This is a genomic window from Streptosporangium brasiliense (assembly GCF_030811595.1).
Taxonomy (GTDB): Bacteria; Actinomycetota; Actinomycetes; order Streptosporangiales; family Streptosporangiaceae; genus Streptosporangium; species Streptosporangium brasiliense.
The window spans coordinates 6,835,917-6,848,377 of record NZ_JAUSRB010000002.1 but is presented as its reverse complement, the minus strand read 5'-3'; the positions used below and the strand labels follow the sequence as shown (position 1 = coordinate 6,848,377).

Below are 12,461 nucleotides of genomic sequence, written 5' to 3'. Positions count from 1 at the left end.
ACGCGCTGGCGGTGCGGCAGCTGCGCGCCACTGGCCGGGAGGTGCCTGATGAGTTGCTGGCCCACATCTTCCCGGCGCACAAGCGAGAACGCCAGCTTCTTCGGCATGATCACCGTCGAGGCGGAGCTGGACGGCGGCGGCTGGCGGCTCCTGCGTCCGATGCTGCGCAGGTGACCTCGCGGCGATCGCGGCTTGCCGACTGACCGGGGCGGCATCGGCCCAAGGGCTGGTCCCGGTTGAACCTGCTGGCGCGCTACTGGGCCATGGCACCGGAAAGTCCGGCCGGGTAACGCCGTGAGAGCTGGTCGCGGCTGGTCGTTCCGGAATGCTCGGGAAGACGATGCGGGTCTCCTGGGCGGTAAAGCCGGGCTTGCCGGGTATGGCGTGATCCGTGATCAGGCGAGGTGGTGACGGATGAGCAAAGGAGCGGGCATGGCGGGCACGGACGGGCCGGTGAGTGACGCGTTGCTGAGACTGGGCCGGCATTTGCGGCCGGGGACGGTCTCGCCGGATCTGCGGTCGTTGTACCAGGTGGGCGGCCGGCAGGCGGACGCGTTCTATCGGGATCGGTGGAGCCATGACAAGGTGGTGCGATCCACGCACGGGGTGAACTGCACGGGTTCGTGCTCGTGGAAGGTGTATGTCAAGGACGGGATCATCACCTGGGAGGCGCAGCAGACCGACTATCCGAGCGTCGGGGGTGACCGGCCGGAGTACGAGCCGCGCGGCTGCCCCCGCGGTGCGGCGTTCTCCTGGTACACCTACTCTCCGACGAGGGTGCGTTACCCGTACGCCCGGGGCGTGCTGGTGGAGCTGTATCGGGAGGCCAAGGCGCGGCTGGGCGATCCGGTCGCGGCGTGGGCGGAGGTCACCACAGATCCGGACAAGCGCCGCCGCTACCAGTCCGCCCGTGGGAAGGGCGGCCTGGTCCGCATCACGTGGGACGAGGCATGCGAGATCATCGCGGCCGCGCACGTGCACACCATCAAGACGTACGGCCCGGACCGGGTGGCGGGATTCTCGCCGATCCCGGCGATGTCAATGGCCTCGCACGCGGTCGGTGCCCGGTTCATCTCGCTGATCGGCGGCGCGATGTTGTCCTTCTACGACTGGTACGCCGACCTGCCGGTGGCCTCGCCGCAGGTGTTCGGCGACCAGACGGACGTGCCGGAGTCGGCGGACTGGTGGGACGCGGCGTACCTGATGGTGTGGGGCTCGAACGTGCCGGTCACCCGCACGCCGGACGCCCACTACATGGCCGAGGCGCGCTACCACGGGCAGAAGGTGGTGGTGCTCGCACCCGACTACAACGACGCGGCCAAGTTCGCCGACGAGTGGCTGGCCCCGCATCCGGGCACGGACGGCGCGCTGGCCATGGCGATGGGGCACGTGATCCTCAGGGAGTTCTTCGCCGAGCGTGAGAGGCGCTCCTTCGCCGATTACGTCAAGCGCTTCACCGACCTGCCGTTCCTGGTCCGGCTGCGGGAGCGGGGCGGGTCGTACGTGCCGGACAAGTTCCTCACCGCTTCCGACCTCGGTGATGACGGGCGGGAGGCGGCGTTCGCCACGGTGCTGCTGGACGCGCGGACCGGGGATCCGGTGGTGCCGAACGGTTCGCTCGCCTTCCGCCACTCCGAGCAGGGGCAGGGCCGCTGGAACCTCGACCTGGGCGAGGTGGATCCGCTGCTCACGTGCCTGGGAGGGGAGGCGGCGGCGGTGGCGCTGCCGCGCTTCGACGGTCACGGCGACGGCGTGCTGGAACGCGGGGTGCCGGTGCGGCGGATCGGCGGCCACCTGGTCACCACCGTGTTCGATCTGATGCTCGCCCAGTACGGGGTCGCCCGCGACGGGCTGCCGGGACGCTGGCCGTCCGGGTATGACGACGCGACCGAACCGTATACGCCTGCCTGGCAGGAGGCGATCACCGGGGTGCCGGCCGCGGCGGCGGCCCGGATCGCGCGTGAGTTCGCCACCAGCGCCGAGGAGTCGGGCGGCCGATCGATGATCATCATGGGGGCGGGGGCGAACCACTGGTTCCACTCCGACACCATCTACCGGGCGATGCTGGCGCTGACCACGCTGACCGGCTGCCAGGGCGTCAACGGCGGCGGCTGGGCCCACTACGTCGGCCAGGAGAAGTGCCGGCCGATCACCGGGTGGGCGCAGCTCGCCTCCGGGCTGGACTGGTCGCGTCCGCCCCGGCAGATGATCGGCACCGCCTACTGGTATCTGCACACCGACCAGTGGCGCTACGACACCTACAGCGCCGACGTCGTCTCCTCCCCGTTGGCGGAGGGCGCCTTCGCCGGCAAGTCCACCGCCGACCTGCTGGCACAGTCGGCCCGGTTGGGGTGGATGCCGTCCTACCCGACGTTCGACCGCAACCCCCTGGACCTGGCCGACGAGGCGGGCGCCGATCCGGGTCCGTACGTCGCCGAGCAGGTCGCCACGGGGCGGCTCGGCTTCGCCTGCGAGGACCCGGACGCGCCGGAGAACTGGCCGCGCGTGCTGACGGTGTGGCGGGCGAACCTGCTGGGCTCCTCGGCCAAGGGCAACGAGTATTTCCTGCGTCACCTGCTGGGCACGGACTCGGCCGTGCGGGCCGAGGAGGCCGCGCCCGAGCAGCGTCCCGGCAGCGTGGCCTGGGTGGAGGAGGCGCCGCGCGGCAAGCTGGACCTGCTGCTGTCGCTGGACTTCCGGATGACCTCCACGACGCTGTTCTCCGACATCGTGCTGCCGGCCGCCACCTGGTACGAGAAGCACGACCTGTCCTCGACCGACATGCACCCGTTCGTGCACGCCTTCACCCCGGCGATCGACCCGCCCTGGCAGACGCGCACCGACTTCGCCGCCTTCCACGCCATCGCCACGGCGTTCAGCGAGCTGGCGAAGACCCATCTCGGCACGCGTACGGACCTGGTGGCGGTGCCGCTGCTGCACGACACGCCCGACGAGCTGGCCACCCCGCACGGGCGGGTGCGCGACTGGCGCGCGACCGGCCAGACGCCCACGCCGGGACGCGACTTCCCCAAACTGGTCGCGGTGGAGCGCGACTACGGGGCCGTGGCGGAGAAGATGGCCGCGCTCGGCCCGCTGCTGGAACGGCTCGGCGCCACCACCAAGGGCCTGACGTTCGACGTGTCCGGCGAGATCGACCGGCTGGCTCGGATGAACGGCACCGCCCGCGGCGGCGTCGCCGACGGCCGGCCGTCCCTGGCCCGCGACCGCGACCTGTGCGAGGCCATCCTGGCCCTGTCGGGCACCACCAACGGCCGCCTGGCCGCGCAGGGGTTCGCCACATTGGGCCGGCGGACCGGGACGTCGTTCGACGGCCTGGCCGACGAGCACAAGCAGATCGCCTTCGCCGACACCCAGGCCCGGCCCGTCCCGGTGACCACCTCGCCGGAATGGTCGGGCAGCGAGGCCCACGGCCGCCGCTACTCGGCCTTCACCATCAACGTCGAGCACCGCAAGCCCTGGCACACCCTCACCGGCCGCCAGCACTTCTACCTCGACCACGACTGGATGCACGAGACCGGCGAAGCGCTGCCGGTCTACCGGCCGCCGCTGAACATGACCGCGCTGTTCGCCGAGCCCGGCGTGGGAGAGTCCGGCGAGGACGGCATCACCGTGCGCTATCTCACCCCGCACTCCAAGTGGTCCATCCACTCCGAATACCAGGACAACCTGCTGATGCTCACCCTGTCACGTGGCGGGCCGACCATCTGGATGAGCCCGGCCGACGCCGCCAAGGCCGGCATCGCCGACAACGACTGGATAGAGGCGGTCAACCGCAACGGCGTCGTGGTGGCCCGCGCGGTCGTCTCGCACCGTATGCCCGAAGGGACGGTGTACATGTACCACGCCCAGGAACGCGTGGTGGACGTGCCCAAGAGTGAGACCTCTGGGCTGCGCGGCGGCATTCACAACTCCCTCACCCGCCTGCTGGTCAAACCCACGCATCTGATCGGCGGTTACGCCCAGCTCAGCTTCGCCTTCAACTACCTGGGCCCGACCGGGAACCAGCGCGACGAGGTCACCGTGATCCGCCGCCGCGGCCAGGAGGTCGACTACTGATGCGTGTCATGGCACAGCTCGCCATGGTGATGAACCTGGACAAGTGCATCGGCTGCCACACCTGTTCGGTCACCTGCAAGCAGGCCTGGACGAACCGGGCCGGCACCGAGTACGTCTGGTTCAACAATGTCGAGACCCGGCCCGGCCAGGGCTATCCGCGCACCTACCAGGACCAGGAACGGTGGCAGGGCGGCTGGGAGCTGAACCGGCGCGGCCGGCTCAAGCTGAAGGCCGGCGGCCGGCTCAAGAAGCTCCTCTCCATCTTCGCCAACCCGCTGATGCCGTCCATCCAGGACTACTACGAGCCCTGGACCTACGACTACGACCGGCTCTTCTCCGCCCCCATGCAGGCCGACACGCCGGTGGCGCGGCCCCGCTCGCTCATCACCGGCGAACCCACCAAGATCAGCTGGAGCGCGAACTGGGACGACAATCTGGCCGGCGCACCTGAGCTCGCCCCCGCCGACCCGGTGCTGCGCAAGCTGTCGGACCAGGTGAAACTGGAGTTCGAACGGGCGTTCATGTTCTACCTGCCGCGCATCTGCGAGCACTGCCTCAACCCCTCCTGCGTGGCCTCCTGCCCGTCCGGAGCGCTGTACAAGCGGTCGGAGGACGGCATCGTGCTGGTCGACCAGGACCGCTGCCGTGGCTGGCGGATGTGCGTGACCGGCTGCCCGTACAAGAAGGTGTACTTCAACCACCGCACCGGCAAGGCCGAGAAGTGCACGTTCTGCTACCCGCGCGTCGAAGTGGGCATCCCGACGGTCTGCTCAGAGACGTGCGTGGGGCGGCTGCGTTACATCGGCCTCATCCTGTACGACGCCGACCGCGTCGCCGAGGCGGCCTCCGTCCCCGAGGACAAGGCCCTGTACGAGGCGCAGAAGAGCGTCATGCTCGACCCCCACGACCCCGAGGTGATCGCCGCCGCCCGCGCCGCCGGCATCCCCGAGGACTGGCTGGAAGCCGCCCGGCGTTCCCCGATCCACAAGCTGATCTTCGAATACGGCGTGGCGCTGCCGCTGCACCCGGAGTACCGCACGATGCCGATGGTCTGGTACATCCCGCCGCTGTCGCCGGTGGTGGACGTGCTGGCGGGCACCGGGCACGACGGGGAGGACGCGGGCAACCTGTTCGGCGCCATCGACGCCCTGCGCATCCCGATCGGTTATCTGGCCGAGCTGTTCACGGCCGGCGATCCCGAGCCGGTACGGGCGGTGCTGCTCCGGCTGGCCGCGATGCGCTCGTACATGCGCCGCGTCAACCTCGGCCAGGAACGAGACGAGTCGATCGCGGAGGCCGTCGGGATGAGCGGCCCACAGGTCGAAGGCATGCACCGGCTGCTGGCCCTGGCCCCCTACGGCGAGCGCTACGTCATCCCCAAGGCCCACGCCGAGCAGGGCGAGCAGCTGGAGGAGCTGGCCACCGGCTGCAGCCTGGACTACGAGGGCGGCCCCGGTATGAACGGCCCGTTCGGCGAGGCCTCCGGCACGCCCGCCCCGGTGGCGGTGGAGAACTTCCACGCCCTGCGCCAGCGGCAGGAGGGCGAGGACGTGGACGACGCCCGCGAGCTGCGCGGCCGGGTCAACCTGCTCAACTGGGACGGCAAGGGCACACCGGACGGGCTGTTCCCCGGGAGGAAGAAATGAGCAGCGATGTGCGCACCGCCCACATGGTGGCCTCGGTGCTGCTCGGCTATCCCGACGAGCGCCTGTATGACGGGCTCGGCGTGCTGGCGGAGGCGGTGAACGGACTGCCGACCGGCGAGGTTCGCGAGCGGCTGTCGGCCTTCCTCAGCCATGTGGCCGGCACCGACCGGTCCGAGCTGGCCGCACACTATGTGGCGACGTTCGACCTCAAGCGGCGCTGCTGCCCGTACCTCACCTACTACGCCTACGGCGACACCCGCAAGCGCGGCGCCGCGCTGCTGCGCTTCAAGCACGCGCTCCGCGCTGCGGGCTTCGAGCCCGCCGACGGTGAGCTGCCCGACCACCTGGCCGTGGTGTGCGAGCTGTCGGCGCGCGGCGCCGTCCGCGAGGCCCGGCGGCTGCTGACCGAGCACCGGGCGGGCGTGGAGGTGCTGCGCGCCGCGCTGGCCGAGGAGCGCTCACCGTACGCCGACGTGGTGGCCGCCGTGCTGGCCACGCTGCCCCCGGCGGGCACCCGCGAGCAGGAGGCCGCGCTGCGGCTGGCGGCGCAGGGGCCGCCCGCCGAGGCCGTCGGCCTGGAACCATACTCAATGATGGAGGCGGGCCGATGAGCGTCCTGCTGTGGGTGGTGCTGCCGTACGTGGCCATCACCGTGTTCGTGCTCGGCCACGTGTGGCGCTACCGCTACGACAAGTTCGGCTGGACCACCCGCTCCTCCCAGATGTACGAGTCACGGCTGCTGCGCATCGGCAGCCCGCTGTTCCACTTCGGCATCCTGGTGGTGGCGCTCGGTCACGTCGGCGGCCTGGTGATCCCCAAGAGCTGGACCGAGGCCGTCGGGGTCAGCGAGGAGCTGTACCACCTGTCGGCCGTCGTGCTGGGCACGATCGCGGGCATCGCCACGATCGGCGGCCTGGCCATCCTGATCTACCGGCGCCGCACCGTCGGCCCGGTGTTCACCGCCACCACCCGCAACGACAAGCTGATGTACGCCGTCCTGGCGCTCACCATCGCCCTCGGCCTGGCCGCCACCGTCATGGCCAACCTCACCGGCGGCGGCTACGACTACCGCACCACCGTCTCGCCGTGGTTCCGGTCCATCTTCACCTTCCAGCCGGACCCTACGCTGATGACGGACGTGCCCCTGCTGTTCCAGCTGCACGCGCTCAGCGCGCTGGTGCTGTTCGCGATCTGGCCGTTCACCCGGCTGGTGCACATGCTCACCGCCCCGGTGGGCTACCTGACGCGGCCGTACATCGTCTACCGCAGCAGGGACGAGAAACGCCCGGCCGCCCGGCGCGGCTGGGAGCCGTCACGCTGACCCCGCAGGAACCCTCCGGTCACCGCCGGGCGGCACGGCACAAGCCCGGAGGGCCCCTGCTTGATCAGCGGGGCCTGAACAGCGAGCGCTGATCAGCGGGCCCGCACCTGTACGCCCACCAAGGCGCGCACCGCGGTCAAGGTCAGCACGACCGCCAGCGCGGCGGTACCGGCGAGCAAGGCCAGGCCGAGCCCGTAGGAGCCGAGCCGGCCGTAAAGGAAGCCCATGACCAGCGGTGGCACGAACCCGCCCAGCCCGCCGGCCGCGCCGACCAGCCCGGTGACCGAGCCCACCTGGTCGGCCGGGGCGGCCTGGGCCACGAGCGCGAAGGTGGCGCCGCTGCCCGCGCCGAGCGCCGCCGCCATGGACAGGAACGCGACCGTGCCCACCGGCATCAGGGCGGGCGTCAGCGCCTGGACCGCCGCCATGACGATGACCACGACGAACACCCCGGCCAGGACGGGGACGGGGCCGATCCGGTCCGACAGCCACCCGCCGAGCGGGCGCATCAGCACCGCCAGCACCACGAACCCGGCCATCCGGTAGGCCGCATCAGCCTGCTCCAGGCCGTACCCGGTCTGCAGATAGGCCGGCAGGTAGACGGAGAAGGCGACATAGCCGCCGAAGGCGACCGCGTACAGCAGGCACGCCTGCCACGTGATCGGCAGCCTGGCCGTGGCCGCCAGCCGCGCGATCAACGGCTGACCCGGCGTGCTACGCCCGGGAGCGTCCCGCAGGACCAGCCACGAGATGGCCGCGTAGAGCGCCAGCACGACCGCCGTGATGACGAACGGGGCCGCCGCACCGCCGCTGTCGACCAGATGGACGGTGGTCAGCGCACTGATGGCGGTGCCGCCCATGCCCGCGCCGAAGACCCCCACCGCCAGCCCGCGCCGGTGCGGCGGGAACCACGCGCCCACGAACGGCACCCCGACGGCGAAAGCGGTGCCGCCGATGCCGAGGAAGAACCCGCCGATCAGCAGAGCGGCCAGCGAGCTCTGCCCCGCCACACCGATGAACAGCACCGGCACGATCGTGGCGGCCGACACCAGCGGGAACATGACCCGGCCGCCGTAGCGGTCGGTCAGCGCGCCCACGGGGATCCGTCCCAGCGAGCCGACGATCACCGGCACCGCGACCAGCAGCGCCTGCTGCGCCGCCGGCAGGCCGAGCAGCTGCTTGAAACGCGGGCCGAGCGGGCTGAGCAGCGCCCAGGCCCAGAAGTTCAGCGCGAACCCCAAGGTCGCGCACGCCAGCATCATCCACGGCGTACGCGCCGAGCCCACCGGGTCCATCAGGCCCGTACCAAAGCCTCTCCTGGCCATCATGAGTCCGTCTCCTTCACCCATCCACGCGCGCCTGTCCACACCGATAGATCACTCCCTGGTCCGGCTACCCACAAGTCGAACCGGGACGCGTGCCCCGCTACCGACAGCCGCAGAGTGCCAGGCCAGGCCGCGCAGACCGCTCTGGAGACAGGAGCATGGCTGGCCCGGTTGCCGGGCGGCCACCTCACAGACGTTCGACCATGATGGCCGCAGCATGCTCTTTGCCGTTGGGATCCGTCAGTTCGCCGACCCGGGATTCCAGAAAGCGTTCAAAGAGCGACGCCGTCAAGAAATCGAAGTCACGCCCGGTCGAGCTGCGCAGGCGTTACATGGCCGCCTACGGCATGCTGTGCGGCAGGCTCACCGCGGCCGGTGGCGCCGCTGCCGTTCACTCTGGCGATGAGCGGTGGACGGCACTCCGCGTGGGCGTTTGGCTGTCGGCCGGCGGCTACCTGTGGCTGGGCGGATGGCCTGCCCCGGCGCCGGGGCGGGGCAGACCACCGCAGCGCGCGCAGCAGGGGTAGCCGCGCTAGGCGTTGCTGCGGGTGCAGGTGACGTCCTTGCTGGGCAGGACACCGTCGATGAGGTAGCGGCTCACGTTGGTATCGACGCAGGTGCTGCCCGCCACGAGATAGACGGTGTGGCGGTAGGCGCCTTTCAGCGTGATCATGCGGGAGCCGGTCAGTGCCCGGTGCATGGCCTGCTGGCCCGGGTAGGGCGTGGCGGGGTCGCCGGCGGCGCCGACGATCAGCGCGGGTACGGCGTTGCCGATCGTGGTGGCCGGTTCGAGCGGCTTGACCAGCCAGAACGCGCACGGGGGGATGTTGCGGGCAAGCGGCCCGAACAGCGGCTCCGCCGTGCGATGGCGCTGGATGTCGCGGTAGTAGACCAACGGATCACGAGGTGCGGCCCGGTCACCGCACAGGATCGCCGTTCCGGCCCGATCTGACGCGTCGCCGGCGCCGGTGAAAACGCCGTCGAGGAACTGCTTCAACGAGGCGGGGGGCGGCGTCGCGCCGGCTCGGCTCAGCGCGCGGGCCTCCTCGGCGAGAGTGGCGTAGGACTGCGGGCTGTCGCTGTAGAGGCGAAGGAACAGCCAGTAAGGCACGATCTGGGCGTCAACGCGATATCCGCCGATCTTCACGGACCGCCGGTTGATCTTGTCTACGGTCGCCAGCACGGCGTCGCGTGTCATGCACCGACCTTGTGGGTTGGCGTCGGATGGGTGAAGCGCCTCGGCGCCCACCGCGCCGGTGTCGACGAGCCAGGCGACGACGCGCGCTGATGGCGCGGTCGCCGAGTCGGGAAAGCCCTGATGAAGGACCGCCACGTCGAGATGGTCAAGGGTGCCGGCCGTACCGATCAGAGCGCGATGTACCGACCGCCTGGACGAGCAAGGTTCGGCGAGCGGGAAGCCGGACGCCGTCCGCGCCCTGGCCGGCACCGAGAGCATCCAGCCGACTGACCGGAACATTTGTACAAGATACCGGCGCGTACCGACGGCGACAGTAGGCCCATGATTATTTCCCTGGGGCTCGATGACCCCGCTGTTTCGGCGACGCCGACCTGCGGTTTCCGCACCGGCAGGCTGATGTGAGCCGCGCGGCACGGCGCCGGCGGCGCCTCTTGATCGCCTCGGCTGTCCTCTTCGTCGTCGTCGGATTGCTTCTCGTGAACGCGGAGGTGGTGACGCGGCAGAGCGCCAAGGCCGGCGGGAATCCGACCCTGCCCCTCGACGGCGGGAACATCTACGTGCGTCAGGACGGCCCCCCGATGCCCCGGCACTCGTGCTGATCCACGGGCTCGCCGCGTCGACCCGCTCGTGGGACGCGCTCGTTCCGCTGCTGACCAGGTCCCATCGCGTCATCCGGATCGACCTGCTCGGGCACGGCCAATCGGCCAAACCGGCCGGCGGCGGCTACGAGATGCCCGGGCAGGGACGCCGGGTCGGTGAGGCGATGGACCGGCTCGGCGTCGAACACGCCGTCGTGGTCGGCCACTCCACCGGTGGCGCGGTCGCCACCGCTCTCGCCGAGCAACGACCCGACCTGGTGACCGCATTCGCGATCATCGACACCGCACCCCGCCTGAACGCCGCCGTCTCAAGCGGCTTCGTCGGCGGGCTCCTGGATGACCCCGTCATCGGGCAGCTGCTGTGGCGGCTTCGGACCGACAGCCTGATCCGCAACGCCGCGAGCACCGCGTTCAGCCGCCCCGGCTACAAGGCCCCACAGGCGGTCGTGGACGACGCGCGCGGCATGACCTACCACGCCTTCATCGCGACATCGCAGTCCGGCGACGACTATGTGAACCAGCGCGCGCTCCCCGATCGGCTGACTCCCTCGGCAAACCGCTGCTAGTGATCTTCGGTGAGGACGACCAGAGATGGCGATCCTCCTCCGCCGCCGAATACCGCGCCGTTCCGGGCGCGAAAGTCGAGCTGCTGCCCGGTATCGGGCACACGCCCATCCTCAAGGACCCGCCGCGGACCGCCGCGCTTCTTCTGGCCTTCACCGCGAGCACACCGCCCAGGCGCACTGAACGAGCTGATGCGCCCATGGCGGGTCCCGGTGCCGCCGACATAGTTGCCGCATCAGGCAACGTTCGCCCCCATATTGGGTCTCGTGGTGTTCTTCGTTAGCGTTTCCGAGTTGTTGTCATCGAGGTGAGACGTCCGTTGACGCCGTGTCGGAGAACTCGAAGCGACGATCAGAGGTCAGGGGCGCCAGCCGCGTTCGACTGACCGGCGGCAACGTTCGGGGTTGTCGCCTGCGCCGGTGAACAGGGCGGTCAGCAGCGGTACGCCCGGGGCCAGCGCCTGATGGTGCAGGGGGCCGGTGGCGACCAGGGATGCCAGTCCATGTCCGATGATCCAGCTCTGCGTGGCCAACTCCAGCGGGTCGATGTCGTCGCCAAAGCGGCCGGTGGCCGTGGCCCGTTCGACGGCCCGGACCAGACAGTGCAGCGTGTCGTCCGCGGCCTCGGCGTTCTCTAGTTCGAACCCGGCGTCGAACATGACCCGGTAGAGATCGGGACTTGCCAGCGCGTTGGACAGGCCACAAGATCCCTCAAACGGCGCGTCATCACACGGATCCGACGAGCGGCAGACACGCGCTCCGATGGCATGGACGGCCGCTGGTCCGTCACCGCCTGAGTGGGCGTCGGCCCCGCCACTCGCGTTCAGGACGCGGAGCAGGGCCGACGGGCGCGGGTGGTCAGCGGAGGTGGGTGTCGTGCGTCTCACCAGTGGGGTGGCGCGGGGGGTGGAGGGCGGTGGTGAAGGATTCCAGGGCCGCGGCGACGGCGTGCGGTGCCTCCAGGGGCAAGAGGTGGCCGCTGGCGGGGACCACCTGGAGCGTGGCGTGCGGGATGTGCGGGAGCAGGTGGTGGCGCAGGACGGCGGCGGGTTCGACCTTGTCCTGCTCGCCTGCCAGGACCAGGACGGGGACGTCGATCGCCCCTGCGAGCTGCGTGATGTCCAGGGCTATGCCGTGCTGTGGCCAATGCCTGCGGGCGGGGTCGTCCGCGGCCAGGCTGTCGCGCACCGCGGCCTCCCGGGCGGACTCGGTCAACGCGCTCGCGGTCAGGACATGGTCCAGCGCCTGCCGCACACTGCCCGCCGAGTCGTAGGCGTGAGCAAGGAACTCGCAGTAGTCGGCGGTCACAGAAGCCGGCGGCTGCGGCGGAGCCGGGGCGAGCAGGACGAGCCCGGCCAGACCCGAAGGCCGGCGTGCGGCAGCCAGCTGGCAGACCTTCCCGCCCATCGAGTGGCCGACCAGCACGAAGCTGTCGAGCTCCAGCCCGGCCACCAGATCGAGCAGGTCGTCAGCGAGTTGGTCCAGGTGGTACGGGCCGGGCAACTGCCGTGCGGCGCCCCAGCCGCGCTGGTCGTAGCGGACCGTGCCGCGCTCGTCCGGCAGCTGCTCCAACACCGCGTCCCAGGTGCGGGCGGAGCCACCCCAGTAATGCGCGAACACCAGCGTGGGACCAGTCCCTTCCCGCCGGTGCACACCGAGCCGCCCGCCGGTCACCGCCACGCTCATACTTGTGTTTTCCGTCGTCATTGGTGCCTCTCCTGACTCGGGCCGG

The 12,461-nt window shown here is 70.6% G+C and carries 10 protein-coding genes; 6 read left to right on the top strand and 4 right to left on the bottom strand.

All coding sequences use genetic code 11. From position 1 onward, the window contains the following. The first annotated feature begins 48 nt into the window (after positions 1–48). From J2S55_RS39995 to narI, 5 genes are all read left to right on the top strand, one after another. Complete coding sequence (locus tag J2S55_RS39995) at positions 49–174, top strand: hypothetical protein (RefSeq protein WP_306872004.1); 126 nt, start codon at positions 49–51, stop codon at positions 172–174. Between the two features lie 240 nt (positions 175–414). After that, positions 415–4,077 carry a nitrate reductase subunit alpha gene (locus J2S55_RS39990; RefSeq protein ID WP_306872001.1) on the top strand — a complete coding sequence of 1,221 codons (3,663 nt, stop codon included), beginning with the start codon at positions 415–417 and terminating at the stop codon, positions 4,075–4,077. Then, a complete protein-coding gene (gene narH / locus J2S55_RS39985) occupies positions 4,077–5,723 on the top strand; it encodes a nitrate reductase subunit beta (protein ID WP_306872000.1) in 1,647 nt (548 codons plus the stop codon). The genes J2S55_RS39990 and narH overlap by 1 nt, the downstream gene beginning before the upstream one ends. Continuing rightward, on the top strand, positions 5,720–6,334 hold the full coding sequence (gene narJ, locus J2S55_RS39980) for a nitrate reductase molybdenum cofactor assembly chaperone (RefSeq protein WP_306871996.1): 615 nt from the start codon (positions 5,720–5,722) through the stop codon (positions 6,332–6,334). Before narH ends, narJ begins: the two co-directional genes overlap by 4 nt. After that, positions 6,331–7,044 (top strand): respiratory nitrate reductase subunit gamma, encoded by a 714-nt coding sequence (narI, locus tag J2S55_RS39975; protein ID WP_306871994.1) that lies wholly within the window; start codon positions 6,331–6,333, stop codon positions 7,042–7,044. Before narJ ends, narI begins: the two co-directional genes overlap by 4 nt. 92 nt (positions 7,045–7,136) lie before the next feature. On the opposite strand, the gene J2S55_RS39970 is transcribed toward narI, so the two are convergent. After that, complete coding sequence (locus tag J2S55_RS39970) at positions 7,137–8,372, bottom strand: MFS transporter (RefSeq protein WP_306871991.1); 1,236 nt, start codon at positions 8,370–8,372, stop codon at positions 7,137–7,139. 529 nt (positions 8,373–8,901) lie between these two features. Continuing rightward, positions 8,902–9,846 (bottom strand): alpha/beta hydrolase, encoded by a 945-nt coding sequence (locus J2S55_RS39965; RefSeq protein ID WP_306871989.1) that lies wholly within the window; start codon positions 9,844–9,846, stop codon positions 8,902–8,904. Between the two features lie 313 nt (positions 9,847–10,159). Here J2S55_RS39965 and J2S55_RS39960 point away from each other — a divergent pair, with 313 nt between their 5' ends. Further along, positions 10,160–10,732 carry an alpha/beta fold hydrolase gene (locus J2S55_RS39960; protein ID WP_306871986.1) on the top strand — a complete coding sequence of 191 codons (573 nt, stop codon included), beginning with the start codon at positions 10,160–10,162 and terminating at the stop codon, positions 10,730–10,732. 356 nt (positions 10,733–11,088) lie between these two features. Here the strand turns inward: J2S55_RS39960 and J2S55_RS39955 are convergent, their stop codons facing one another. Both J2S55_RS39955 and J2S55_RS39950 read right to left on the bottom strand, forming a co-directional pair. Further along, a complete protein-coding gene (locus J2S55_RS39955) occupies positions 11,089–11,616 on the bottom strand; it encodes a TetR-like C-terminal domain-containing protein (protein WP_306871983.1) in 528 nt (175 codons plus the stop codon). Then, positions 11,588–12,436: an alpha/beta fold hydrolase gene (locus J2S55_RS39950; RefSeq protein ID WP_306871980.1), complete on the bottom strand. Its 849-nt coding sequence runs from the start codon at positions 12,434–12,436 to the stop codon at positions 11,588–11,590. The genes J2S55_RS39955 and J2S55_RS39950 overlap by 29 nt, the downstream gene beginning before the upstream one ends. Positions 12,437–12,461: the final 25 nt, after the last annotated feature.